Source organism: Pseudomonas sp. A125, assembly GCF_055409485.1.
The window spans coordinates 16,637-40,136 of record NZ_JBUZVP010000013.1 but is presented as its reverse complement, the minus strand read 5'-3'; the positions used below and the strand labels follow the sequence as shown (position 1 = coordinate 40,136).

The following is a 23,500-nucleotide window of genomic DNA, read 5'->3' as shown; positions in this document are numbered from 1 at the left end:
GCGCGCAAAAAATAGTAACACGACGGTTCAGGGATCGACTTGCCCCATCAACTCCGGAATCGATTCCGGACGCTTGGCATACCGCTGGGCCAACGCTGCGCAGACCATCAACTGGATCTGGTGAAACAGCATCAGCGGCAAAATCAGCACCCCCATGCTTGCCCCGGCAAACAACACCTGTGCCATCGGCACACCGGTGGCCAGGCTTTTCTTCGAGCCGCAGAACAGGATGGTGATGCGGTCTTCCTGGCTGAACCCGAACGCCTTGCCCAGCACCGTGGACGCCACCAGCACCAGCGCCAGCAACACGCAGCATGCCACCACCAGGCCACCCAGTTCCCACAACGGGATCTGGTGCCAGATACCTTCATTGACGGCTTCGCTGAACGCGCCGTACACCACCAGCAAAATCGAGCCTTGGTCGACGAACTTCAGCCAGGCCTTGTTACGCCCTACCCACTCACCGATCCAGCGGCGGGCGATTTGCCCGGCGACGAACGGCAGCAACAGTTGCACGCTGATTTTCAGGATCGCATCAACCGTGGAGCCGCCATCGCCATGCACGTTAAGCAGCAAGGTCACCAGCAACGGCGTAAGGAAGATCCCGAACAGGCTCGACGCCGCCGCGCTGCAAATCGCCGCCGGGATGTTGCCGCGAGCCAGCGAGGTAAAGGCAATCGCCGACTGCACGGTGGCGGGCAACGCACAGAGGTAGAGCATGCCCATGTACAGGTCTTTGCCGATCAGCGGCGACAGCACCGGCTTGAGCGCCAGGCCCAGCAACGGGAACAGCACGAAGGTCAGGCTGAACACCAGCAGGTGCAGGCGCCAGTGGCCGGCACCTGCGACGATGGCCTGGCGCGACAGCTTGGCCCCGTGCAGGAAAAACAGCAGCGCGATGGCCAGGTTAGTCACCCAGCCAAAGGCCACGGCGGTCTGGCCGCTGGCAGGCAGCAGGGACGCGAGGAGCACCGTGGCCACCAGGGTCAGGGTGAAGTTGTCAGGTAAAAAGCGTGGGCGGGTCATAAGCCAATCTTCCAGGGGTTGCCAAGAGCATCGTCGCGACTCTAACGTAACGGCTTGTTACCGACTAACGCCAATGAGCCAGTAAATGCCGCCTAAAGGACATGACAAAACCGTGCGCCGCAGCGTGCCCGGGCTTTCCAGCCTGCCGAGGCCGGTGTATGGCCGTACCGAATCCCTGCCCAACCGCGCGCTGACGCGGCGCCACAGTCACCCGTGGGTGCAGTTGTCATACGCGATTTCCGGGGTGTTGGAGATCCAGACCAGTGTAGGACGCTTCGTGGCGCCGCCCCAACGGGCCGTGTGGATACCGGCAGGCATGCCGCATCGGGTATTCAGTTCGCCGCATACCGAGATGCGCAGTTTGTACCTTGATTGCAGCGTCACCGGCTGGGCGGCCGACCGCTGCCAGGTGCTGGCGGTAAGCAGCCTGTTACGGGAGTTGATTCGCAGCTTCAGCGAGTTGCCGGTGGAATATGCCGAGGACGGCCCGGACGGAAGGCTGGCCCAGGTGGTGCTGGACCAACTGGCCGCTGCGCCCCAGGTCGACCTGATGTTGCCGCTGCCGTCTGACAGCCGCCTGCGCCAGATTTACCGCAGCCTGAACTTGCATCCGGAGCAGCAAACCACACTTGGGCAATGGAGCCAGAAACTGGCGGTGAGCGAGAAAACCCTCAGCCGGCTATTCCTGAGCGACACCGGCCTGACCTTCCGCGCCTGGCGCCAGCGCCTGCGATTGCTCAGTGCCCTGCCCGCGCTGGAGCAAGGCGAACGGGTGACCGATGTGGCATTGGCCTGCGGCTACGAATCCACCTCGGCCTTCATCAACGCCTTCCGCCAGCAGTTCGACGCCACACCGGGTGAGTTCTTCCGCTGATCCTCTGTGGGAGCATTTTTGGGTGCATTTCAATTCGAGACGGTGTCAGCTCCCGCCATGTGGGGTAATGGCAGCGAGCGTAGCGGTGATTTCTAAGGCCGGAGAAGAATATCGGGATCTCTTGATATTCGAAAAAAGCTGATCAAAGGCGCGCCTGCCCAGACGTAGTTGGATGCACCACGCCTTCCAGTAACCGCACTGCTATATTGCCCGCCCTGCCCTTTTCCACCGTGCCCGGAGCTCTGTGCATGCTGCGCACCAACCTCAACGAAATGCTGATCTTCATGGCCGTGGTCGATGGCGCCAGCTTTGTCGCTGGAGGCCAGGCCATGGGCCTGACCCGCTCGGCCGCCGGCAAGGCCGTGGCGCGCCTGGAAGACAGCCTTGGTGTGCGCCTGCTGAACCGCACCACCCGCACCCTGAGCCTCACCGACGAAGGCCGGGCGCTGTATGACCAGGGGCTGGAGATCCTCGCTGCGGTGGACAACGCCCAAAGCAGTATCGGCCAGCCCACCGGCGTACCGCGCGGCTTGCTGCGGCTCACGGTGCCGGACGCGTTCGGGCGCAAGGTGTTGCTGCCGTTATTAAAAAAGTACCTGCACGCCTGGCCCGACGTGCAGGTGGAAGTCAGCTTTACCGACCGCACCGCCGATATCGTCGAGGACGGCTTCGACCTGGCCATCCGCATCGGCAGCGCCAACACCGACCGCCAGCTGGTTTCCCGGGTGGTGGCCCGCTATCAAGCACTGCTGTGCGCCGCGCCGGGCTATCTCGCCGAGCATGGCACGCCACGGGACATGGACGCCCTCGCCCACCACGACTGCCTGTATTTCAGCAGCCGCACGCGCAAGCAAAGCTGGCGCTTTCGCGAGGCGGACGGCACCTGGGTCAAGGCTTACGGGCGCAGCCGCCTGCGCCTGGACAGCGGCGAAGCGCTGCGTGACGCCGCCGTGTCCGGGCTGGGCATCGCCTTGCTGCCGGATTTCGTGGTGGCCGAGGACCTGGCCGCCGGGCGCCTGCTGCCCGTGCTGCCCGGCCTGGACGCCGGGGATGTGGAGATTCTAGCGATGTACCCGAGCAAGCGTTTTCTGGAACCTCGGGTACGGCGCTTTATCGACCTGATGGTGGATGAACTGGCGGGCTGATCAGTCGGCGTGGGCGATCACCTTGATCTCGACGATCTGCGCATCGGACGCCAGGTAATTCACCCCGATCAGGGTTGCGGCCGGGCGATGCGCGCCAATGTAGTCCTTCCACACAGCCACCACCGCGTCAAAATCGCGCTTGGCGTGTACCAGGAAAAAATCCACCGCAGCGATGTTTGAACGGCCGACGCCAAAACCTGCCAGCACATGGTCGAGGTTCTGTAGGGTCTGGCGCGTCTGGGCGGCCGCATCACCGTCAACGAACTCGCCTTCCAGGGTGTGAGAGAACTGCCCGGCAATGTAGATCGTGCCATTGATGCGATAGCCCTGGCTGACACTGTTGCCCTCTTCCCATGAAACGCCGTGGTTGTAGATCGTGGGTTTGCTGCTCATGTCGGTGTCCTTTTAGGGGTAATGATTGAGGAAACCTTAACAAGGGCATTGGCGAATGGACGTCCCCACTGAAGCGACCAAAAATTACCCGCCCACGGCCTTCGGCTGGTATCGTGCCGCCCTTGAAAAAACCGCTGCGAGGAAATCGACCTTGAACACTGACGAAAAAATGACCGGGGACCTGTTCGAGGTAGACAAGCGCCTGTCACTCAAGCCCGTGGTGGACTTCAACAACTACCTGCGCAGCGCCTTCGGTGATGGCCCCTGCACCTGCATTCGCTGCGTCGCCAGCGCAGGCAACGAGGCCGGCTACGAGTTCCAGCACACCTTCGATTTCGACGGCAAGAAAGTCCATCGCCGCTTCGCCTCCACCGCAGGCGGCGACGTGCTGTTGATGCTGAAAAAAGCCTGGCTGTCCTACACCAAGGCCGAGCTGCCATTGAGCGGCACGCTGGCGCTGGACACGGTGAAAGAGTTTGTCGAGCCGCAGTTGCACAAACGCGTGGCGCCGCTGTTTGTAGCCAGTGGGTTGGTCAAGGATGTGGAAGGTGAGTTGCGGATGCAGCCGCAGGCCGCCTGATCCGTCCTACGTTGATCAATAACCCACGCCACGCACCCCACCCGAAGCGCGGATGGACTCGCCGGTGACCCAATGGGCATCGCCGGACGCCAGGAACACTGCAAGCGGCGCGATATCTTCCGGCTCGCCAAAACGCCCCAGTGGGGTGCCTGCAATACGCTGCTGGCCAAATTCACCCGCGAAGTTACCGTCGGTGGCAGGCGTGTTTGTATGCCCAGGCAGTATGCAATTGACCCGAATCCCCTTCGACCCCAACTCACGCGCCAAGGCGAAGGTCAACGTATCCACCGCGCCCTTGGTCGCCGAATAGACACTGGAAGCCAGATAGGGATCGGTGCTGAGGATCGAGCTGATGTTAATGATGCTGCCTCCTGGGCCAAGCAGCTTGACGGCTTCGCGAACAGCCAACAGGTAACCCAGCACATTGAGGTTGAACTGGCGATGGAACGCCTCTTCGATCATCTGGAACACCGCGACACCGGCGTTATTGACCAGAATGTCCAGGCGCCCGTATTCGCTTCTGACCGTGTCGAACAGCTGTGGCACGTCGACTGCCTGGCTCATGTCGGCGCGCTCGATCATCGGCGCCAATACGGCGACTTCGCTGGGCCGCGATGCCGCCAGGTTCAAGGCGCCTGCCGGGTGATGCGTAGCCAGTGACTGGCTTACAGGTCGATAATCGTGGTGCCCCGAATGGTTTCGGCAAACCCCGCACCCCACACTTGCCCAGGCGTTGCAAACCCCGGTCGGCGCTCACCATCGAGCACCCGACGCGCTGCTTCCACCGCCACCAAAGGGGTGTAGGTGTAACCGTTGACGGTTTCGATCACTGAGCGAACCACGCGGCCATCGGCTCCTGTGGCCTCTGCCACCGCCCGGGCAGGATGGGCCTCGCGCTGTTGGAGACTGGGGCCATCGGGCAGTTGTGACAGGTCACCCTCGGGAAACGCATCGCCGCCGATGTGCACGAACATGGCGATATTCGGGATGCCCGTGGAGTGCCACGCCGTGACCAGGTCACCAAAGGACAGCGGTGCGCACAATACCGGACCATCGCCAAAATCCAGGGGCTGTGGCTGGGCATCCGGGGTAGCGATGAGCTGCCCGTCCACCCGCGCCAGCAGTCCCGCACCGATGATTTCGCCGACGCTCATGGCCGAGCCCCGGGACATGGAACCGGCGACCTGCAACCCTACTTTCAGCGACTGCGGGTGCTGCACGCGACGCGCCACGTGCATCGCCAGGCAATCTGTCGGCACCACGTCCCAGCCTACCCCGGGCAACAACATGACGTCCGCCTCGGCTGCCTGCGCACCCAGTTGCTCTGCCAAGCGGTAAACGTTGATTTCGGCAGTGATGTCCAGGTAGTCGACGCCTGCCGCGATACACGCCTGCATCAGCGCGCCTGCTGTCTGCGCGAACGGTCCGGCGAAGTTCAACAGCACGTCGATACCCTCCAGGGCATCCCTGGCAAGGGTATCCGGGGAGAACACGCGATACGGCACATCCAGTTGCGCAGCCAGCGGTGCCAGGCGTCGGCTATTGCGCCCGGCGATCACCAGGTCCAGCCCTTGTGCCTTGGCGTTTTCGGCCGCCATGCGTCCGGTGTAGCCCGTGGCGCCGTAGATCATTAAGGTCTTCATTGAGCGTGCTGCCAATTCTTGTAGACGAATTCCAGGCTGTAGCCGTCCGGGTCCAGCACATTGGCGGCGTAGTAGTTCGGGTCGTAGTGCAAACGCGCGCCCGGCGCGCCGTTGTCGACGGCGCCGGCACTCATCGCCGCCTGGTAGGCCGCATCGACCTCGGCGCGGCCGCTGGCAACGAAACCCACGTGCACCGTCCGGCCCTCAACCACGCCCTCGCGCAGCCAGAAGAATATCCGCCCGTTGGCGCCGAAACCCTTGAGGTCCGGATGGCCCGGTGGGCCGTCCTTGCCGTCGTAGTCATGGCGCGTGGTGATGCCCAGCGGTGTCAGTGCGGCGCGGTAGAAATCAATCGAGCGTTGTATGTCGCTGACCGACAAAAACAGATGATCCAGCATTATTCAGCCTCGCTTTTCAGATGATGTAACCGCCCGCGACCTCGATCGTCTGGGCATTGATCCAGCGACCGTCTTCCGAGAGCAACATGGCGATCACACGCGCCACATCCTCAGGTTCGCCCACGCGTCCCAGGGCCGTTTGTGAAGCCAGCAGCGCTTCGAACTCATCATTGAGCCCGCCGCCCAGCTCGGTGCGAATGGCACCCGGGGAGACGGCGTTCGCACGGATCTGCCGCTCGCCGAACTCCTTGGCCATGTAGCGGGTGAGCACATCCAATGCGCCCTTGAAGGCCGCGTAAGGCGCTACGCCAGCGGTGGCCACGCGGGTGGTCGCGCTGGTCAGGTTGACGATGCAGGCATGGGCTTGCAGCAACGGCAGCAAGGCTTGCGTCAGGAAGAACGGGCCTTTGAGGTGCACATTCAACAGCCCGTCGAACTGCGCCTCGGTGACCGAGGCCAGGGGATTAAAGAGGCCGAAACCTGCGTTATTCACCAGGCCGCTCAAGCCGCCCACGCCCCAGGTTGCCGATAAGGTCCGTTTTACCGTCTCGCCAAACCCCTCAAACGAACGGACGTCAGCCACATCCAGTGGCAGCGCAACCGCCTGGCCGCCCGCCGACTCGATCCGCTGCACCACCGCCTGGGCGGCTTGCGGATGACTGTTGTAGGTCAGGATCACACCCATGCCTTTACGGGCACACAACTCTGCAGTGCTGGCACCAATGCCACGGCTGCCGCCGGTGATGAGGATAACGCCCATGTGTGGCTCCACTGCTTGCTCAAATGAGTCACCACAGTAGGCGTTCGCGCTCGCGCCGACGCAGCCGTTCGTACTCGAAACCTGCCTGTTTGTGCTTTTCGCTTGCACAAGACACACCCGGACGTTCAGCATGCCCGGCATGAACACACAGCTGATCGAACTGCGCGCCCTGGCCGCCAAGGCCGAAAACCGCCGCACCGAAACGGGCATCCCGCGCGTGGCCATGGTTCAGGGCGCGATTCCCGAGCACCTGCTGGCCGCCGTGTATGACCCGATGATCAACCTGATCCTGCAGGGCAGCAAATCCATGACCGTGGGTGATCGCACGCTGCGGTATGACCCGGCGACGTATTTTGTGATGTCCATCGAGTTGCCTGCCGTGGGCACCGTGCACCCGGCGGCCACCGGCGAACCCTATTTGGCAGTCAGCCTGACACTGGACCCGACGGTACTCACGACGCTGCTGAGTGACTTGCCCAAACCTGCCGGGCGTTACGACCACGAGGCAGGATTTTCAGTGGCCGCCGTCACCCCGGAACTGATGGACGCCTGGCTGCGCCTGCTGCGGTTGATGGGCAACCCTGAAGCGATAGCCGCCCTCGCACCGGCTTACGAGCGCGAGATTCTCTACCGTGTGCTGCAAGGGCCCCACGGCTGGATGCTGCGGGAAATAGCCGCACCCGACACCGCCATGGCCCGGGTGAGCCAGGCCATCCAGTGGATCCGCCGGGACTTCGCCAAGCCGATCCGAGTAGAGGCCCTGGCGCAGAAAGCCGCGATGAGCGTGTCGGCCTTCCACCGGCACTTCAAGGCCGTCACCAACCTGAGCCCGTTGCAGTATCAAAAACGCGTGCGCTTGCTGCAGGCCCGCACACTGATGGTTGCCAGCGCCAAAAATGTCACCAGCGCCGCCTTCGAAGTCGGCTATGAAAGCGCGACCCAGTTCAGCCGCGATTACGCCCGGGTGTTCGGCCTGCCGCCGGCGCGGGATGCAGCGAGGATCCTGGGGGAAAACCGGGGCGCCAAGGCGAAGTGAGTACAACGTGCTAGCCTGCCACCGCACGCCCGCACGACAAGGAGTTGCCGATGGCCGAGCCAAGCAAGAAGATGAGCCTGATGGGCCTGACCACCCTGGTGGCGATCAATATGATGGGCTCGGGCATCATCATGTTGCCCGCCAGCTTGGCGCAGTTGGGCGCCATCTCGCTGCTGTCGTGGGTGATCACCGCCGTAGGCTCGATGGCGATCGCGTACTGCTTTGCCCAATGCGGCCTCTTCTGTACACGCACCGGCGGCATGTCGGCTTATACCGAAGAAGCCCATGGCAAGTCGGGGTTTTTCCTGTGCTCATTCCTGTATTTCCTGTCGCTGATCATCGCCAACGTGGCGATTGCGATTTCGGCGGTGGGCTATCTGTCGTCCTTCATCCCGTGGTTGGGCAGCGGGCCGATTCCGTTGTTTATCGGCACCCTGGGGCTGATCTGGCTGACCACCGTGGCCAACTTCGGCGGCCCGCGCCTGACCGGCCGGATCGGTGTAATCACGGTGTGGGGCGTGATCATTCCCGTGGCGGGGCTGAGTGTGCTCGGCTGGTTCTACTTCAAGGCCGAGGTGTTCAGCGATGCCTGGAACCCCAACCAACTGCAATTGTGGGACGCGATTGGCGCGAGTATCCCGCTGACCCTCTGGGCCTTTCTTGGCATGGAGTCCGCCGCCCAGGGCTATGACGCCGTCGAAGACCCCAAGCGCACCGTGCCACTCGCCTGCCTGTTCGGCACTCTCGGCGCGGCGCTGGTGTATGTGCTCTCGACCACGGTGATCCAGGGCATTGTGCCCAACGCTGAATTGGCCGAGTCTTCAGCGCCGTTTGCCCTGGTGTATGCGCAGATCTTCACGCCGCTGGTGGGCGACATCATCATGGCGCTGGCGGTGGTGGCGTGCATTGGCTCGCTGCTGGGCTGGCAATTCACCCTGGCGCAAACGGCCAAGATGTCGGCGGACCAGCGCCTGTTTCCACGGTTCTTCAGTCGTGTAACCGGCGCCCAGGCCCCCGTGCTGGGGCTGATCGCCTGCGCGACGTTGCAGAGCCTGATTGCCTTGTCGACCATCTCACCCACCGCGAGCGCCCAGTTCAGCAAGCTGGTGAACCTGGCGGTGGTGACCAACCTGATCCCTTACGTCACTGCGCTTACCGGGTTGCTGGTGATGATGCACAAGGCGCGGGTGACGGCTTCGATTTATGCGCGCAACACCACGGTGCTGCTGGTTGCCGTGGGGTACTCGCTGTACGCGATCTATGCCTGTGGTGAGGAAGCGGTGTTTGGTGCGACGTTGGTGTTGGCATTTGGATACCTGTTGTACGGGTTTCTGGCCCGGCGGTTTATCACCGCCGCAGAGGGTGCCTGATAGCGCTGCCTGCCGGGCGGTATGGGCCAGGGGCATCACACGGCGCACCTGCGCCGAATCGGCAAGCGGCTCTTGTCCCCCCTTGTGTACCCACGCGCAAAAAAAGCCATTGTGTTATCGCGATTGCCGATGTTATGTTTCTAACAGAAATTAAAAACACGACATTCGAGTAACATCAATGACCGGTAGCCGCGAAAACGTCATGGACAAAAACAGCTTCCAGCGCACGCTGGAACAGCAGTTCGCGACGCTGACGCCCACCGGCAAACGCATCGCCACCTACCTGCTGGGCAACCTCCAACAGTTGCCGTTTGAAACCGCCGACAGCATTGCCCACCAGGCCGGCACCACCGGGATTTCGGTGGGGCGGTTTTTGCGAACCCTGGGTTATCGCAACCTCGATGACGTCAAGCAAGGCCTGCGCGGCGACCCGCAAGCGTCCTGGCTGATCACCGACCGTCTTGGCGCATTTCGCCAGGAAAACGATCAGGAAGACGCGCTCGACCGCTCCCTCACCCGCGAGATCGAAGCGATCCAGCACGTCTACGGCCTGGCCCGCAGCCAGGGTTTCGCCGACATCGTGCAACACATCGTGGACGCCGACGCCGTGTTCATCCTCGGCATCCAGTCCACCCGTGGCATCCTCAACGCATTCCACAGTCACCTGGAATACATTCGGCCCAAGGTCTACTACGTCGACGGCCTGTCGGGGATCTACGCCGAGACCCTGAACTCCGGCTTTGAAAAACCCTACGCCATCACTGCCGATTTTCGCGCTTATTCCAGCATCACCCCAACATTTTGCGAGACCGCCAATGCCCATGGTCTACCCTTGGCGCTGATCACTGACTTGCAATGCCCTTGGGCCCGGGACTACGACCTGGACCTGCTGCAACTGAAAACCGATGTCGGCCAATTCTGGGACTCCATGGCGCCTTTGACGTGCCTGTTCAACCTGATGGTGTCTGCCGTCGCCGAGCGCTACGGCGAGCGCCTGGATGCCCGCCTGGCGAAAAACCGCGCCCTGCAACAGGCCTTCGGCCAGTTCGAATCCTGACCCTAGAAAGGAAATGCTTGAGTGAATACCAGCCCATTGGTAGAAATCGCCCCACCGGACTACCCGGTACAGGTCGACCTGATCTACGCCAGTGCCGACAACCTGGCAGGCACCGTGATCTATCGCAACGCGCGCTGCCTGCTGCACACCGAAGCGGCGGCCTGCCTGCGCAAGGCCAGCCTTCTGGCACGCCAGGCCGGCATGACCCTGCTGATCTACGACGCTTATCGCCCTGCCTACGCCCAGCAACTGTTGTGGCAAGCCCTGCCCAACCCGGACTACGTGCGCGACCCGCGCCTGGGCTCGCACCACACCCGTGGCGTGGCCGTCGACCTGACACTGCTTGACGAGCACGGCACGCCATTGGACATGGGCACGGCGTTTGATGCCATGGAGCCCAAGTCCCACCAGTTCTACCCCGACTTGCCACCGCAGGTGCAGCGCAATCGCCTGCTGCTGCTGGGCATCATGCTCGGCGCCGGCTTCAAGGCGATTGCCACCGAGTGGTGGCATTACGAATTGCCGGATGCCGAACTTTTCCCATTAATTGAGGAGTCGCACTGACCCTGAGGACCGTACCATCACAATAATTAGCTGCACCCTTTAGCTCCAACTGCCCGGTTATAGATTTCATAAAAATAAACCAACCCGCTTTTTCCTCTAAATAATCAAGGAAACCGGCATGACCCCAAGCAACCGCAAGACCCTCGCACTCTCCCTGCTGTGCGCCGCCCTGAGCCTGGGCGCCTGGCAATCGGCAAGTGCCGCAGCGCCCAAAGACACCCTGATGATTGGCAAGGCCGCCGACCCGCAAACGCTCGACCCGGCCGTGACCATCGACAATAACGATTGGGCGGTGACCTACCCGGCGTACCAGAAACTGGTGGCCTATAAAGTCGAAAACGGCAAGGGCAGCACCGACGTCAAGGGCGACCTGGCCGACAGCTGGAGCACCTCGGCCGACGGCCTGGTGTGGGACTTCAAACTCAAGCCCGGCAACAAGTTCGATGACGGTGCCGAGGTCGACGCCAATGCGGTGAAGTTTTCCTTCGACCGCGTGATGCAACTCAAGCAAGGCCCGTCGGGCGCGTTCCCGGATGACATGAAAGTCACCGTGGTCGACCCGCTGACCGTGCGCTTCACCCTGACCAAACCCTATGCGCCGTTCCTCTACACCCTGGCCCACAACGGCGCCGGCATCATCAACCCGGATGTGGTGAAACAGGGCGACGTCAACGCCTACCTGTCTACCCACACCGCTGGCTCCGGCGCGTTTCGCCTGACCAACTGGCAGAAGGGCCAGAGCCTGACCCTGGAACCCAACACCTACTACGCAGGCCCCAAGCCGGCGCTGAACAAGGTGGTGATCAAGATCATCAGCGAAGCCTCGGTACGCCGCCTGCAACTGGAACGCGGTGACCTGGACATCGCCGAAGACATGCCCCAGGACCAGCTCACCAACCTGGCCAAAAAGAAAGACGTGGTGATCAAGGAGTTCCCGTCGCTGCGGGTGACCTACCTGTACCTGAACAACCAGAAAGCCCCGCTGAACAACCAGAACGCCCGCCAGGCGATCGTGGATGCGGTGGACTATAAAGGCATTGTCGACGGCATCCTCAAGGGCCAGGCCAAGTTGATGAACGGGCCGATCCCCGCGGGCATGTGGGCCAATGACCCGAGCCTGCCATTGATGAAGCAAAACCTGGACGGCGCCGGCGCCGCCCTGAAGAAACTCCCCGAAAAAATCACCAACCTGAACTACATGTACTCCGACAAGGACCCGGACTGGGAATCCATCGGCCTGACCCTGCAAGCCAGCCTGGCGCCGCTGGGGATCAACCTGAAGATGGAAAAACTGGCCAACGCCACCATGCGCGAGCGCCTGGGCAAGGGTGACTTCGACGTGTCAATCGGCTCGTGGGCGCCGGACTTCTCCGACCCCTACATGTACATGAACTTCTGGTTTGACTCCTCCCTGCAAGGGCTGCCGGGCAACCGCTCGTTCTACAGCAACCCGGTGGTAGACAAGCTGATTCGCGACGCAGCCGCCAACAACGACACGGCCAAACGCACCGAGCTGTACCAGCAAGCGCAGAAGATCGTGCTCAAGGACAGCGTGTACGCCTACCTGTATCAGAAGAACTACACCTTGCCGATGCGTGATTCGGTGAAGGGTTATGTGTTCCATCCGATGCTGGAGCAGGTGTTCAACGTGGCTGAGATCAGCAAATAGAAACTGCTGAGGCGCAACGGTTGTTTGCGCCTGGCCCTTTCTATGTGGGGAGGGAGCTTGCTCCCGCTGGGCTGCGAAGCGGCCCCAAAAAAAGCCAGGACCGCTTCGCGCCCCAGCGGGAGCAAGCTCCCTCGCCACGACAAGCCTGCTCTCCACCCGAGGTGCCTCATGGCCTTCCTGAATATGTTGCGCAAACGCCTGTTCGGCCTGATTTTGGTCGTGGTTGGCGTTTCGCTGATTACCTTTTGCATCTCCCACCTGATCCCGGGTGACCCGGCGCGCCTGATTGCCGGCGACCGGGCCAGCGACGCGATCGTCGAAAACATTCGCCATCAACTGGGCCTCGACCTGCCGTTGTACCAGCAATACGGCCGCTACATGAGCGACCTGCTGCACGGCGACCTCGGCACCTCGATCCGCACCAGCCGCCCGGTACTGGAAGACCTGAAAGCGTTTTTCCCAGCGACCCTGGAACTGGCGGTTGCCGCCCTGCTGCTCTCGGTGCTGGTCGGCGTGCCGCTTGGCGTGCTGTCGGCGGTATATCACAACCGCGCCATCGACCAGATCGCCCGAACGCTCGCGGTCACCGGCATTTCCACCCCGGCCTTCTGGCTCGGCCTGGGTTTGATCGTATTGTTCTACGGCCAACTCGGCTGGCTGCCCGGCAGCGGGCGGCTGGACGAAGGCCTGGAACCGCCGCGCACCCTCACCGGGTTCTACCTGATCGATTCGCTGCTGGCCGGCGATATCCCGCTGTTCCTGAATGCCCTGGAACACCTGATCCTGCCCGCCGTGACCCTGGGCTTCGTCAACCTCGGCGTGGTCGCCCGGCAGATCCGCTCAGCGATGCTCGACCAACTGGGCGAGGACTACATTCGCACTGCCCGCGCCTACGGTTTGTCGCGTTGGGCAGTAATCTTGCGCCATGCCCTGCCCAACGCGCTGATCCCGTCGATCACCGTCCTCGGCTTGACCCTTGGTGACCTGCTCTACGGCGCCGTGCTCACCGAAACCGTGTTCGCCTGGCCGGGCATGGGCGCCTACGTAGTGAAGTCGATCCAGTCTTTGGATTTCCCGGCGGTGATGGGCTTCGCGATCATGGTGTCGTTTATTTATGTACTGCTGAACATGCTGATCGACCTGCTCTACCGCGTGGTCGACCCCCGCATCGGCGAGGTGAATTGAGATGACCGCTCCCGTGACCATGCCCGTACCGGTGCCCCTGGAGCAGCGCCCCACCTGGCGCGCGCGACTGGAATACCTGGGCTACCAAATACGCCGCAGCCCGCTGACCATCGCCGGCTTGACCATCACCCTGATCGTGCTGATCTGCATGGCCTTCGCGCCCTGGCTGGCCAGCCATGATCCCAACGCCCTGAACCTGGCCCAGCGTCTGGCCGAGCCTTCGGCCGAGCATTGGTTCGGCACCGATGAAGTCGGCCGCGACCTGTTCAGCCGGGTGCTGTACGGCAGCCGCCAGTCGGTGGGCGTCGGCCTGTTCGTGGCGTTTTCTTCGTGCCTGGTGGGCGGCCTGCTGGGCTGCCTGTCGGGGATTATCGGCGGGCGGTTCGACAGCCTGATCATGCGCCTGATGGACATCATGCTGTCGGTGCCGTCCCTGGTGCTGATCATGGCCCTGGCCGCTGCCCTGGGCCCGAGCCTGTTCAATGCGATGCTGGCGATCACCGTGGTGCGTATTCCATTCTACGTACGCCTGGCCCGCGGCCAAGCGTTGAGCATTCGCCAGATGGGCTACGTCAAGGCGGCGCAGACCTTCGGCGCCGGGCGCTGGCACATCGTGTCGTGGCACGTAGGCCGCAATGCCATGCCGCCGTTGCTGGTGCAATTGAGCCTGGACATCGGCAGCGCGATCCTCATGGCCTCGGCCTTGGGTTTCATCGGCCTGGGCGCGCAACAACCCACCGCCGAATGGGGCGCAATGGTTGCCACCGGGCGCAATTTCATTCTCGACAACTGGTGGTATTCGACCTTTCCGGGGCTGGCGATCCTGGTCACCGCGACCGGTTTCAACCTGCTGGGTGACGGTGTGCGTGACCTGCTCGACCCACGGCAACAGGGGAAATGACCATGCCCAGTTCACCCGTTCTTGCCATCGACAACCTGAGCCTGGAATTCCCGGCTTACCGCAACAACGTGCAGGCGCTCAATGGCGTGTCGTTGCACGTCAACCCCGGCGAAGTCGTCGGCGTGGTGGGAGAGTCCGGTTCCGGAAAATCGGTGACCGCCATGCTCAGCCTGCGCCTGTTGCCGGAGCGCAGTTACCGGATCACCGCCGGCAGCTTGCAGATGCTCGGCCGCGACATGCTCGGTGCCAGCGAGAAGGAGCTGTTGCAGATTCGTGGGCGTGACGCGGCGATGATCTTCCAGGAGCCGATGACCGCACTCAACCCCACCCGGCGCATCGGCCGGCAGATGCTCGACGTGATCATCCATCACCAGCGCCTGAGCAAGGCCGCCGCCCGCGCCAAGGCCATTGCCCTGCTGCGGGACATGCACATTGCCGACCCCGAGCAAGTGCTCGACAGCTACCCCTTTGAACTCTCCGGCGGTATGCGCCAGCGGGTGATGATCGCGTTGGCGTTTTCCTGCGACCCGCAGTTGCTGATCGCCGACGAACCCACCACCGCCCTCGACGTGACCGTGCAACGCCAGGTGCTGTTGCTGCTGCGGGAAAAAGCCCGCGAGCGTGGCACCGCGATTTTGCTGATCACCCACGATATGGCCGTGGTCTCGCAGTTCTGTGACCGGGTCTACGTGATGTACACCGGCGCGGTGGTGGAAGAAGGCCCGACGGCCCAAGTGATGAGCGACCCACGCCATCCCTACACCCAAGGCTTGCTCAACGGCCTGCCGGAACAGGTCAAACCCGGCGACGACCTGCTGACTATCCCCGGCCAGGTACCCAACCTGGCCGCCCTGCCCTTGGGCTGCACCTTTCGCGAACGCTGCCCGCAGGCCATGAGCCAATGCATCGAGCGCCCGCGCCTGAACCTCATCAACCCTGCCGGTTCCCGCAAAAGCGCGTGCTGGCTGACTGCCGGGGAGTCGTTATGACAGTGCCTCAGGATTCACTGCTGGCCCTGCGGGATGTGCGGGTCAAGTTCCCGGTCAAGACCGACTGGCTGGGCCGCCCTCGCGGCTACGCCCACGCCCTCAACGGCATCGACCTGCAGGTTCGCCGTGGGGAGACCCTGGGGATCGTCGGCGAGTCCGGCTGCGGCAAAAGCACCCTCGCCCAACTGCTGATGGGCCTGGTAAAGCCCAGCGACGGCGAAGTCGACTGGGTCTACGAAAGCGCGCGGGAACGTCACCGCCATGTGCAGATCGTGTTCCAGGACCCGCAATCGTCCCTCGACCCGCGCCTGCCCATCTGGAAAATCATCACCGAACCACTGTTTGCCCTCGGCGACACGCCCAAGGGCGAAATGCGCACCATCGCTGCCAGGGTCGCCGCGCAAGTTGGCATCCGCGCCGAATACCTGGACCGCTACCCGCACCAGTTTTCCGGTGGCCAGCGCCAACGCATCGCCATCGCCCGCGCGCTGGCCTCCAACCCGAGCATCCTGGTGCTGGACGAACCGACCTCGGCGCTGGACATCTCGGTGCAGGCACAAATCCTCAACCTGCTGGCCGAGCTGCAACGGCGGCTGGGGCTGACCTACATCCTGATCTCCCACAACGTCTCGGTGGTGCGGCACATGGCCGACCGGGTGGCGGTGATGTACCTGGGGCAAATCGTCGAACTGGGGTGCGCCGAGCAAGTCCTGGAACAGCCCAAGCACCCGTATACCCAGCTGCTGCTGGAGGCAGTGCCTAAGCTTGGGGTGGCGCTGGATGACGCCTACGTCAGTGCGCCGACGGAGCTGCCGGGAAACCGGGTGTTGCCGGGCGGGTGCTTTTTCCTGGATCGCTGCCCGCGGCGTACAAAAGGGTGTGAGCGGCCGCAGCGGTTGACAGGGGGGATGAGTCAGCAGGTGCGGTGTCATCTGGAGCATCCGTGAGGCCCGTTTAACAAAATTTTCATGTGACCATGGCTAAGATCCGCCACCTCGTTGGGGAGTAGCCTGCTTCGGATTCTCGGAGCGTTCGTATCAACATTCTCGGCAACATGCCGTGGTGCGAACACCATTTTGGTTGGTGAGACCAGCGACACATCCATGCCTAAAGTCGGGCGTGTGGGTGTGTCGTTGACTCATATAGCCCGACTGGAAGTCTTACCGTGAACCCCATTTCCCTCATCCTTCTCGCCCTTGCCATGTCCACGGACGCCTTTGCGGCGGCTATCGGCAAAGGCTCCAGCCTGCACAAACCACGTTTGACCGAAGCCCTGCGGGCCGGCCTGATCTTTGGTGTGATTGAAGCCATCACGCCGATTATCGGCTGGGCCATCGGCCAGGCTGCCACTCGCTGGGTGCAGGACTGGGACCACTGGATCGCCTTCACCCTGCTGGTCGGCCTGGGCCTGCACATGGTTTACAACGGCTTGAAGGCCGATGACCCAGAGGAACAGAAACCAAGCCAGCACTCGTTCATGATCCTTGCCGTGACCGCGTTTGCCACCAGCATTGATGCACTGGCCGTCGGCGTGGGCCTGGCGTTTGTCGACGTGAATATCCTGGTGGCCGCTGCGGCGATCGGCTTGGCGACGATGACCATGGTGACCATCGGCATGATGCTCGGCCGGGTGCTGGGCACGGTGGTGGGCAAGCGCGCCGAGATGGTCGGCGGCGTGGTGTTGATGCTGGTGGGGGCGACGATTTTGTATGAGCACCTGTCGGCCTGATCGACGCATAACAAATGTGGGAGCTGGCTTGCCTGCTCCCACACTGGATCTACTGGAACTTATGGAACGTATTTCAGGCCGCGTGTTTTTCTTTCTTCAGGCTGTCGATGTCGATCACAAACCGATACTTCACATCGCCCTTGAGCATGCGCTCGTAGGCTTCGTTGATGTTCTGGATGTCGATCATCTCGATGTCCGACAAAATCCCGTGCTTGGCGCAGAAATCCAGCATGTCCTGGGTTTCCTGGATGCCACCGATCAATGATCCGGCCAGGCTGCGGCGCTTGAAGATCAGGTTGAACACGGTCGGTGACGGATGCGGGCTGTCCGGCGCGCCGACCAGTGTCATGGTGCCGTCGCGCTTGAGCAGGTTAAGGAACGCGTCCAAATTGTGCGACGCGGCCACGGTGTTGAGGATGAAGTCCAGGGAGTTGGCGACCTTGGCCATTTCATCCTGGTTCTTCGACACCACCACTTCATCGGCGCCCAGGCGCAGGCCGTCTTCGCGCTTGTTCGGCGAGGTGGTGAACAGCACCACATAGGCGCCCATGGCGTGGGCGATTTTCACCGCCATATGGCCCAGGCCACCCAGGCCGACGACGCCAACGCGCTTGCCCGGCCCGACTTTCCAGTGATGCAGCGGTGAATAGGTGGTGATGCCGGCGCACAGCAGCGGGGCGACCGCCGCCAGGTCGCTCTCGTCGTGGGAGATGCGCAGCACGAACTTCTCCTTGACCACGATGTTGTCCGAGTAGCCGCCAAAGGTATTTTCGCCGCCAAACGCCGGGCCGTTGTAGGTGCCGGTGAACCCGTTCTCGCAGTACTGCTCCTCGCCCTCGGCGCAGGACTCGCACTGCTGGCAGCTGTCGACCATGCAACCGACACCGGCCAGGTCGCCCACCTTGAACTTGCTCACATTGGCGCCCACCGCCGTCACCCGTCCGACGATTTCATGGCCCGGCACCGACGGGTACAGGGTGTTGTTCCACTCGTTGCGCACGGTGTGCAGGTCCGAGTGGCAGACGCCGCAATAGAGGATGTCGATCTGCACGTCATCGGCCCCGGGGGCGCGCCGTTCGAAGGTGAAGGGTTTGAGTGAATCCTTGGAGTCACGAGCGGCGTAGCTGTAAGTCTTGGCCATTTCGTTCACCTGTGTGTTCAGACGGTTGAAGTCAGTTGACCAGCATAGACGCTGAACCGTTCAACCCAGCACAGGCATACAAGTCCCCCGTCCGATTCTGCGCCTATAGTCTTTGCTGCCCTCTCACCCAAGGAGTTTCGCCATGAGCACACTACGCACACAAGACGGTACCGAGCTCTATTACAAGGACTGGGGCACCGGTAAACCGGTGCTGTTCAGCCACGGCTGGCCGCTGGATGCCGACATGTGGGAGTACCAGATGCAATACCTGAGCAGTCGCGGCTACCGCACCATCGCCTTCGACCGACGAGGCTTCGGGCGTTCTGACCAGCCGTGGACCGGGAACGACTACGACACCTTTGCCGACGATATCGCCCAGTTGATCAACCATCTGGATCTGCAGGACGTGACACTGGTGGGCTTCTCGATGGGCGGCGGCGATGTCACCCGCTATATCGCCCGCCATGGCAGTGCGCGGGTGGCCGCACTGGTGCTGCTGGGGGCGGTGACGCCGCTGTTCGGGCAAAAGCCGGATTACCCACAGGGCGTCGAAACGTCGGTGTTTGACGGGATCAAGGCCGGCCTGCTGAAGGATCGGGCGCAATTCATAGCCGATTTCAATACGCCGTTCTATGGCATCAACAAAGGCCAGCAGGTCTCCAACGGCGTGCTGACCCAAACGCTGAACATCGCCCTGCTCGCCTCGCTCAAGGCGACGGTGGATTGCGTCACGGCATTTTCGCAGACTGACTTCAGGGCCGACATGGCAAAAATCGACGTGCCGACGCTGGTTATCCACGGTGATGGCGACCAGATTGTGCCGTTTGAAACCACCGGCAAGGTCGCCGCCCAGATGATCAAAGGCGCACAGTTGAAGGTGTACAAGGATGCGCCTCATGGTTTTGCGGTGACCCACCAGCAAGCCTTGAACGAAGATTTGCTGGCTTTCCTGCAACGCTGACCGCGGCCGTCACTCCCCCGTGCCGGCGAACTGCGCGACAATCTCGTCGATCACCACCCGCACCCGCGCGGTGTGCTGCAAGTCGGCATGGGTTACCAGCCATACATCGTAAGGCAGCGGTCGCGTGCGGTCCGGCCACAGGCGTACCAGAGCGTCCCGCTCGCCGCAGATCAGCGGAATCTCACCAATGCCAAGGCCCGCAGCGATGGACCGGCGCACCAGCAGGCTGGAACTCAAGGCCGCCACAATACGTCCGCGCCCCAATGGCTCGCAGGCCAGGGTCATGTCTTTCTGGCTTTGCAGGTGCGGCGCGTACACCACCAGGTCGTGCCCATCGAACAGGCCGCCTGGCGCCGGTGCACCGTGGCGGTCGACATAGGCTTGCGACGCAAACAGCCCCACCGGCCAGCGCGCGACTCGACGGGCGATCAGGTCGGGATTGTCCGGGCGGGTATTGCGCACGGCGATATCCGCTTCGCGCTTGGCCAGGCTGAGGATCTGGGTGGAGGCGTCCAATTGCACGCGCACGTCGGGGTGGGTGTGGTGCAGGCGCGCAATTGCCGGGATCAGGAAGTCGATGGCCAGGGAGTCGGTGGTAGTGATCCGCACGGTGCCGGTCAGGCGGTCATCCAACCCCTGGATCTGACGCTCCAGGTCCAGCGCCGAGCGCTCCATTTTCTCCACGCTGTGCAATGCCGCTTCGCCAACGGCCGTCAGCGCATAGCCCTCGGAGGTACGCAGGAACAACGTCGCATTCAACGACTTTTCCAGGGCGTTGACCCGCCGCCCCACGGTGGCCTGATCCACTCCCAGCACCCGCGCGGCCCCTCGTAGCGTGGACTCGCGGCACACCGCGAGGAACACCCGCGCATCGTCCCAATTCATGGTTTCCCCCCCTTGATGAATTTATGCATCAACGTGACGTGTAATCGCAGCATTATTGCATCACTGATCACCGATATGCTGGGCACCCGGGAAAACACTCAGGACCGTCAGCCTGCTTGCGGCTGAACCGCCCGGCCCCAGCAACGGTCCCAACCCATACGTTCATTGCTACAGGTGCGCTCAAATGAATTTGCCCCACGAAATGACCCTGATCGAAATCACCACCCCCGGCGGCCCCGAGGTCCTGCAACCGCGCCAGGAGCCCATGCCTGTCGCGGGCCCCGGCGACGTGCTGATCCACGTGCACGCCGCCGGCGTCAATCGCCCGGACGCCCTGCAACGCGCCGGCAAGTACCCGATGAAACCGGGCATGAGCCCGTTCCCCGGGCTGGAAGTTGCCGGTGTGGTGGTCGCGCTGGGCGAAGGCGTCAGTGAGTACGCGCTGGGCGACAAGGTGTGCGCCCTGACCAATGGCGGTGGTTATGCGCAGTACTGCGTGGCACCGGCGAGCCAGACCTTGCCGGTGCCCGATGGCATGGACTGGATTCAGGCGGCCGCCATTCCGGAAACGTTCTTTACCGTATGGGCCAACCTGTTTGGCATTGGCGGTGCACATAACGGCCAGCGCGTGCTGATCCACGGCGGCACCAGCGGCATCGGCACCACCGCGCTGATGCTCTGCCGCGAGTTCGGGATCGAGGCGTTCGCCACCGCCGGCAGCGCCGAAAAATGCGCCGCCATCCGCGAGCTGGGGGCCGAGCCGATCAACTACCGTGAACAGGATTTCGCCCAGGTCATCGCTGAAAAAACCGCGGGCAAGGGCGTCAACGTGATCCTCGACATCATGGGTGGCTCCTACCTGAACAACAACATCAGCGCCCTGGCCATGGAAGGCCGGCTGGTGATGCTCGGCTTCCTCGGTGGTGCCCATGCCAAGGACATCGACCTGCTGGCGATCCTCGGCAAGCGCGCGATCGTCACTGGCTCATTGCTGCGTTCACGCACCCGGGAAGAAAAGGCTGCGATTGCCGCGCAACTGCGCGAACACGTATGGCCGGTGCTGTCGGCCGGGCACTGCCTGCCGATGATCGATAAGGTGTATGCCTATACCGACGCTGCACAGGCGCATGCGCGGATGGAAGGCGGTGATCACATAGGCAAGATTGTGTTGCGGGTGGTTTGAGCCAGCAACGCAGGCACCCGCGCGTGCCAGGGATTTGCGAGCGACCGGGCAACATCCGGCGCTCGCCAGGTACCCGATCGAGTAGCCGTGCTTACCCGGCGTACACCGGGTAATCGGTGAAGCCCACTTCGGTGCCGCCATACAGGCCGGCAGCGTTCAACGGGTTCAGCGGCCAACCATTGAGAATACGCTGGGGCAAGTCGGGGTTGGCGATGTATGGGCGGCCAAACGCGATCAAGTCTGCCAGCCCCGCCTCCACCAGCCGCACGCCGCGCTCTGCGGTGTAGCGGCCGGCGTAAATGATGCGGCCGGTGAAACTGTCGCGCACCGCCTGGCGGAACGACTCGGGCAACTCGGGCGCGTTGTCCCAGTCGGCCTCGGCAATCGACACATAGGCGATGCCGGCAGCCTCAAGCACCTTGATCGCCTCGATGTAGGTGTGATGCGGGTCTTCTTCCACCAGCCCGATATAAACCCGGTCCTGGTCGGTGCCGCTGAACAACGGCGCAAAGCGCACACCCAGGCGTTCGGGGCCGACCACTTCGGCCACCGCCGCGACGATTTCCCGCAGGAATCGCAGGCGATTGTGCAGCGAACCGCCGTACTCATCGTCACGCTGGTTGGAATGCGCCGAGATGAACTGGTTGACCAGGTAGCCGTTGGCCGAATGAATTTCCACTCCATCGAAGCCTGCGGCCAAGGCATTTTTTGCAGCCTGGGCGTAAAGCCCCACCAACTCTTTGACTTCAGCGGTCGCCAGGGCGCGAGGCTCTGGCGGCTGCACCAACTCACCGGTACCCGGCCCTGTTTCAATGAACGCCTTGACTTGCTTCGGCTGGATCGCCGACGGCGCGATGGGCGCTGCGCCGTCAGGTTGCAGGGCGTGATGAGACACACGGCCCACGTGCCAAAGCTGGGCGAAGATCACCCCGCCCTCGGCATGTACCGCATCGGTCACTGTGCGCCAGCCGTCTACCTGCGCCGGGGTGTAGATGCCCGGAGTCCAGGCATAACCCTGGCCACGCGGCTCGATCTGCGTGCCCTCGCTGACCATGAAGCCGGCCGTGGCGCGCTGGCGGTAATAGAGCGCCATCAAGTCCGTGGCGATGTCGCCGGGCTGGGCGCTGCGCTGGCGCGTGAGTGGCGGCAGGACGATGCGGTTTTTCAGGGTGTGGTGCCCCAGTTTGATCGGAGTACCTAAAGCGCTGTTACTCATGAAGTGGGTTCCTGGGTTGAATTTCGGGCGAGCAGAAGCTGCCGGCTCCCGGTTAAGGGAGCCGCCAACAACATGCTTGTGGGGGATTTAGCGGGTTAGGCGGTGAGCTTCAACAGCGCTTTGGCAACGTCGCTTGAGCTGGCAGGGTTCTGCCCGGTAACCAGCAGGCCATCTTCAATCACAAAGGACTGCCAGTCGGCGCCTTTCTCATACTTGCCGCCCAGTGCCTTGAAATCATCCTCGATCAAAAACGGCACCACGTCGGTCAGGCCAACCGCTGCTTCTTCGGAGTTGGAGAAGCCGGTGACGCGTCGGCCCTTGACCAGCGGCTCGCCGTTGACCGCCTTGACGTGGCGCAAGGCGCCCGGGGCGTGGCACACAAAGCCAATCGGCTTGCCAGCTCGTTCGAAGGCCTCGATCAGGGCGATGGAGGTTTTCGACTCTGCCAGGTCCCACAGCGGGCCATGGCCGCCTGGGTAGAAGACGGTGTCGAAGTCGTCAGCGTTGACCGCGTCCAGCTTCAGCGTGGTGGCCAAGGCCTGCTGTGCTGCCGGGTCGGTGGCGAAGCGGCGGGTCTGGTCGGTTTGCGAATCCGGCAGGTCACTGACCGGGTCCAGCGGCGGTTGCCCACCGGCGGGCGAGGCCAGGGTCACGTCGGCCCCGGCGTCCTTGAATGCGTAGTACGGTGCAGCAAATTCTTCGAGCCAGAACCCGGTCTTGCGGCCGGTGTCGCCAAGCTGGTCGTGAGAAGTCAAAACCATCAATACTTTCATGTGCCAGTGCCTCGGGGTGATG

The 23,500-nt window shown here is 62.7% G+C and carries 25 protein-coding genes and 1 riboswitch; of the genes, 15 read left to right on the top strand and 10 right to left on the bottom strand.

The window, feature by feature from the left end; translation table 11 throughout:
* Positions 1 to 27 precede the first annotated feature (27 nt).
* Complete coding sequence (locus tag ACZRN6_RS18580) at positions 28 to 1,026, bottom strand: bile acid:sodium symporter family protein (RefSeq protein WP_322144682.1); 999 nt, start codon at positions 1,024 to 1,026, stop codon at positions 28 to 30.
* 85 nt (positions 1,027 to 1,111) lie between these two features.
* On the opposite strand from ACZRN6_RS18580, the gene ACZRN6_RS18575 reads away from it, so the two are divergent.
* Positions 1,112 to 1,900, top strand: coding sequence for an AraC family transcriptional regulator (locus ACZRN6_RS18575; protein WP_464008471.1), 789 nt, complete (start codon positions 1,112 to 1,114; stop codon positions 1,898 to 1,900).
* Between the two features lie 248 nt (positions 1,901 to 2,148).
* The gene (locus tag ACZRN6_RS18570) at positions 2,149 to 3,045 is read left to right on the top strand and encodes a LysR family transcriptional regulator (RefSeq protein WP_464008470.1); all 897 of its coding nucleotides are present in this window, start codon (positions 2,149 to 2,151) and stop codon (positions 3,043 to 3,045) included.
* Here the strand turns inward: ACZRN6_RS18570 and ACZRN6_RS18565 are convergent, their stop codons facing one another.
* On the bottom strand, positions 3,046 to 3,438 hold the full coding sequence (locus tag ACZRN6_RS18565) for a RidA family protein (protein ID WP_322144679.1): 393 nt from the start codon (positions 3,436 to 3,438) through the stop codon (positions 3,046 to 3,048).
* 151 nt (positions 3,439 to 3,589) lie between these two features.
* Here ACZRN6_RS18565 and ACZRN6_RS18560 point away from each other — a divergent pair, with 151 nt between their 5' ends.
* Entirely contained in the window at positions 3,590 to 4,018 is a 429-nt protein-coding gene (locus ACZRN6_RS18560; protein ID WP_464008469.1) for a hypothetical protein, read from the top strand.
* 15 nt (positions 4,019 to 4,033) lie between these two features.
* Here ACZRN6_RS18560 and ACZRN6_RS18555 read toward each other — a convergent pair whose 3' ends face one another.
* From ACZRN6_RS18555 to ACZRN6_RS18540, 4 genes are all read right to left on the bottom strand, one after another.
* The gene (locus ACZRN6_RS18555; RefSeq protein ID WP_322148672.1) at positions 4,034 to 4,600 is read right to left on the bottom strand and encodes an SDR family NAD(P)-dependent oxidoreductase; all 567 of its coding nucleotides are present in this window, start codon (positions 4,598 to 4,600) and stop codon (positions 4,034 to 4,036) included.
* 83 nt (positions 4,601 to 4,683) lie between these two features.
* Positions 4,684 to 5,661, bottom strand: a complete 978-nt coding sequence (locus ACZRN6_RS18550) for a saccharopine dehydrogenase family protein (protein WP_322144677.1) — start codon at positions 5,659 to 5,661, stop codon at positions 4,684 to 4,686.
* The gene (locus tag ACZRN6_RS18545; RefSeq protein ID WP_464008468.1) at positions 5,658 to 6,059 is read right to left on the bottom strand and encodes a VOC family protein; all 402 of its coding nucleotides are present in this window, start codon (positions 6,057 to 6,059) and stop codon (positions 5,658 to 5,660) included. Before ACZRN6_RS18545 ends, ACZRN6_RS18550 begins: the two co-directional genes overlap by 4 nt.
* A 16-nt stretch (positions 6,060 to 6,075) precedes the next feature.
* Positions 6,076 to 6,819 carry an SDR family NAD(P)-dependent oxidoreductase gene (locus ACZRN6_RS18540; protein WP_464008467.1) on the bottom strand — a complete coding sequence of 248 codons (744 nt, stop codon included), beginning with the start codon at positions 6,817 to 6,819 and terminating at the stop codon, positions 6,076 to 6,078.
* Positions 6,820 to 6,958: 139 nt separating this feature from the next.
* Between ACZRN6_RS18540 and ACZRN6_RS18535 the strand changes: the two genes are divergently transcribed.
* From ACZRN6_RS18535 to mntP, 10 genes are all read left to right on the top strand, one after another.
* A complete protein-coding gene (locus ACZRN6_RS18535) occupies positions 6,959 to 7,855 on the top strand; it encodes an AraC family transcriptional regulator (protein ID WP_322144674.1) in 897 nt (298 codons plus the stop codon).
* A gap of 50 nt (positions 7,856 to 7,905) precedes the next feature.
* Positions 7,906 to 9,225: a putrescine-ornithine antiporter gene (potE, locus tag ACZRN6_RS18530; protein WP_464008466.1), complete on the top strand. Its 1,320-nt coding sequence runs from the start codon at positions 7,906 to 7,908 to the stop codon at positions 9,223 to 9,225.
* 202 nt (positions 9,226 to 9,427) lie between these two features.
* Positions 9,428 to 10,282: a MurR/RpiR family transcriptional regulator gene (locus ACZRN6_RS18525; RefSeq protein WP_464008552.1), complete on the top strand. Its 855-nt coding sequence runs from the start codon at positions 9,428 to 9,430 to the stop codon at positions 10,280 to 10,282.
* A 21-nt stretch (positions 10,283 to 10,303) separates the two neighbouring features.
* Positions 10,304 to 10,846 carry a D-alanyl-D-alanine dipeptidase gene (gene ddpX / locus ACZRN6_RS18520; RefSeq protein ID WP_322144672.1) on the top strand — a complete coding sequence of 181 codons (543 nt, stop codon included), beginning with the start codon at positions 10,304 to 10,306 and terminating at the stop codon, positions 10,844 to 10,846.
* A 118-nt stretch (positions 10,847 to 10,964) separates the two neighbouring features.
* Positions 10,965 to 12,515, top strand: coding sequence for an ABC transporter substrate-binding protein (locus ACZRN6_RS18515; RefSeq protein WP_464008465.1), 1,551 nt, complete (start codon positions 10,965 to 10,967; stop codon positions 12,513 to 12,515).
* 168 nt (positions 12,516 to 12,683) lie between these two features.
* Entirely contained in the window at positions 12,684 to 13,700 is a 1,017-nt protein-coding gene (locus ACZRN6_RS18510; protein ID WP_258344985.1) for an ABC transporter permease, read from the top strand.
* Between the two features lies 1 nt (position 13,701).
* Positions 13,702 to 14,601 carry a D,D-dipeptide ABC transporter permease gene (gene ddpC / locus ACZRN6_RS18505; protein ID WP_322144669.1) on the top strand — a complete coding sequence of 300 codons (900 nt, stop codon included), beginning with the start codon at positions 13,702 to 13,704 and terminating at the stop codon, positions 14,599 to 14,601.
* Positions 14,598 to 15,590, top strand: coding sequence for an ABC transporter ATP-binding protein (locus ACZRN6_RS18500; RefSeq protein WP_322144668.1), 993 nt, complete (start codon positions 14,598 to 14,600; stop codon positions 15,588 to 15,590). Before ddpC ends, ACZRN6_RS18500 begins: the two co-directional genes overlap by 4 nt.
* Positions 15,587 to 16,537, top strand: coding sequence for an oligopeptide/dipeptide ABC transporter ATP-binding protein (locus ACZRN6_RS18495; RefSeq protein ID WP_322144667.1), 951 nt, complete (start codon positions 15,587 to 15,589; stop codon positions 16,535 to 16,537). Before ACZRN6_RS18500 ends, ACZRN6_RS18495 begins: the two co-directional genes overlap by 4 nt.
* A gap of 40 nt (positions 16,538 to 16,577) precedes the next feature.
* A riboswitch (yybP-ykoY riboswitch) is annotated at positions 16,578 to 16,750 on the top strand.
* Between the two features lie 5 nt (positions 16,751 to 16,755).
* Complete coding sequence (gene mntP / locus ACZRN6_RS18490; RefSeq protein ID WP_464008464.1) at positions 16,756 to 17,319, top strand: manganese efflux pump MntP; 564 nt, start codon at positions 16,756 to 16,758, stop codon at positions 17,317 to 17,319.
* A gap of 73 nt (positions 17,320 to 17,392) precedes the next feature.
* On the opposite strand, the gene ACZRN6_RS18485 is transcribed toward mntP, so the two are convergent.
* The gene (locus ACZRN6_RS18485; protein ID WP_464008463.1) at positions 17,393 to 18,460 is read right to left on the bottom strand and encodes an NAD(P)-dependent alcohol dehydrogenase; all 1,068 of its coding nucleotides are present in this window, start codon (positions 18,458 to 18,460) and stop codon (positions 17,393 to 17,395) included.
* A gap of 142 nt (positions 18,461 to 18,602) precedes the next feature.
* On the opposite strand from ACZRN6_RS18485, the gene ACZRN6_RS18480 reads away from it, so the two are divergent.
* A complete protein-coding gene (locus ACZRN6_RS18480) occupies positions 18,603 to 19,421 on the top strand; it encodes an alpha/beta fold hydrolase (RefSeq protein ID WP_464008462.1) in 819 nt (272 codons plus the stop codon).
* Between the two features lie 9 nt (positions 19,422 to 19,430).
* On the opposite strand, the gene ACZRN6_RS18475 is transcribed toward ACZRN6_RS18480, so the two are convergent.
* Positions 19,431 to 20,306: a LysR family transcriptional regulator gene (locus tag ACZRN6_RS18475; protein WP_464008461.1), complete on the bottom strand. Its 876-nt coding sequence runs from the start codon at positions 20,304 to 20,306 to the stop codon at positions 19,431 to 19,433.
* A gap of 184 nt (positions 20,307 to 20,490) precedes the next feature.
* On the opposite strand from ACZRN6_RS18475, the gene ACZRN6_RS18470 reads away from it, so the two are divergent.
* On the top strand, positions 20,491 to 21,489 hold the full coding sequence (locus ACZRN6_RS18470; protein WP_464008460.1) for an NAD(P)H-quinone oxidoreductase: 999 nt from the start codon (positions 20,491 to 20,493) through the stop codon (positions 21,487 to 21,489).
* A gap of 91 nt (positions 21,490 to 21,580) precedes the next feature.
* Here ACZRN6_RS18470 and ACZRN6_RS18465 read toward each other — a convergent pair whose 3' ends face one another.
* On the bottom strand, positions 21,581 to 22,705 hold the full coding sequence (locus ACZRN6_RS18465; RefSeq protein ID WP_464008459.1) for an alkene reductase: 1,125 nt from the start codon (positions 22,703 to 22,705) through the stop codon (positions 21,581 to 21,583).
* A gap of 95 nt (positions 22,706 to 22,800) precedes the next feature.
* The gene (locus tag ACZRN6_RS18460; RefSeq protein ID WP_322144660.1) at positions 22,801 to 23,478 is read right to left on the bottom strand and encodes a type 1 glutamine amidotransferase domain-containing protein; all 678 of its coding nucleotides are present in this window, start codon (positions 23,476 to 23,478) and stop codon (positions 22,801 to 22,803) included.
* Positions 23,479 to 23,500: the final 22 nt, after the last annotated feature.

What these genes read in the sequence shown, in the direction of transcription:
- ACZRN6_RS18580 (WP_322144682.1), bottom strand. Translation starts at nt 1,026, where the DNA reads ATGACCCGCCCACGCTTTTTACCTGACAACTTCACCCTGACCCTGGTG.
- ACZRN6_RS18575 (WP_464008471.1), top strand. Translation starts at nt 1,112, where the DNA reads ATGCCGCCTAAAGGACATGACAAAACCGTGCGCCGCAGCGTGCCCGGG.
- ACZRN6_RS18570 (WP_464008470.1), top strand. Translation starts at nt 2,149, where the DNA reads ATGCTGCGCACCAACCTCAACGAAATGCTGATCTTCATGGCCGTGGTC.
- ACZRN6_RS18565 (WP_322144679.1), bottom strand. Translation starts at nt 3,438, where the DNA reads ATGAGCAGCAAACCCACGATCTACAACCACGGCGTTTCATGGGAAGAG.
- ACZRN6_RS18555 (WP_322148672.1), bottom strand. Translation starts at nt 4,600, where the DNA reads ATGATCGAGCGCGCCGACATGAGCCAGGCAGTCGACGTGCCACAGCTG.
- ACZRN6_RS18550 (WP_322144677.1), bottom strand. Translation starts at nt 5,661, where the DNA reads ATGAAGACCTTAATGATCTACGGCGCCACGGGCTACACCGGACGCATG.
- ACZRN6_RS18545 (WP_464008468.1), bottom strand. Translation starts at nt 6,059, where the DNA reads ATGCTGGATCATCTGTTTTTGTCGGTCAGCGACATACAACGCTCGATT.
- ACZRN6_RS18540 (WP_464008467.1), bottom strand. Translation starts at nt 6,819, where the DNA reads ATGGGCGTTATCCTCATCACCGGCGGCAGCCGTGGCATTGGTGCCAGC.
- ACZRN6_RS18535 (WP_322144674.1), top strand. Translation starts at nt 6,959, where the DNA reads ATGAACACACAGCTGATCGAACTGCGCGCCCTGGCCGCCAAGGCCGAA.
- potE (WP_464008466.1), top strand. Translation starts at nt 7,906, where the DNA reads ATGGCCGAGCCAAGCAAGAAGATGAGCCTGATGGGCCTGACCACCCTG.
- ACZRN6_RS18525 (WP_464008552.1), top strand. Translation starts at nt 9,428, where the DNA reads ATGGACAAAAACAGCTTCCAGCGCACGCTGGAACAGCAGTTCGCGACG.
- ACZRN6_RS18515 (WP_464008465.1), top strand. Translation starts at nt 10,965, where the DNA reads ATGACCCCAAGCAACCGCAAGACCCTCGCACTCTCCCTGCTGTGCGCC.
- ACZRN6_RS18510 (WP_258344985.1), top strand. Translation starts at nt 12,684, where the DNA reads ATGGCCTTCCTGAATATGTTGCGCAAACGCCTGTTCGGCCTGATTTTG.
- ddpC (WP_322144669.1), top strand. Translation starts at nt 13,702, where the DNA reads ATGACCGCTCCCGTGACCATGCCCGTACCGGTGCCCCTGGAGCAGCGC.
- ACZRN6_RS18500 (WP_322144668.1), top strand. Translation starts at nt 14,598, where the DNA reads ATGACCATGCCCAGTTCACCCGTTCTTGCCATCGACAACCTGAGCCTG.
- ACZRN6_RS18495 (WP_322144667.1), top strand. Translation starts at nt 15,587, where the DNA reads ATGACAGTGCCTCAGGATTCACTGCTGGCCCTGCGGGATGTGCGGGTC.
- ACZRN6_RS18485 (WP_464008463.1), bottom strand. Translation starts at nt 18,460, where the DNA reads ATGGCCAAGACTTACAGCTACGCCGCTCGTGACTCCAAGGATTCACTC.
- ACZRN6_RS18480 (WP_464008462.1), top strand. Translation starts at nt 18,603, where the DNA reads ATGAGCACACTACGCACACAAGACGGTACCGAGCTCTATTACAAGGAC.
- ACZRN6_RS18475 (WP_464008461.1), bottom strand. Translation starts at nt 20,306, where the DNA reads ATGAATTGGGACGATGCGCGGGTGTTCCTCGCGGTGTGCCGCGAGTCC.
- ACZRN6_RS18470 (WP_464008460.1), top strand. Translation starts at nt 20,491, where the DNA reads ATGAATTTGCCCCACGAAATGACCCTGATCGAAATCACCACCCCCGGC.
- ACZRN6_RS18465 (WP_464008459.1), bottom strand. Translation starts at nt 22,705, where the DNA reads ATGAGTAACAGCGCTTTAGGTACTCCGATCAAACTGGGGCACCACACC.
- ACZRN6_RS18460 (WP_322144660.1), bottom strand. Translation starts at nt 23,478, where the DNA reads ATGAAAGTATTGATGGTTTTGACTTCTCACGACCAGCTTGGCGACACC.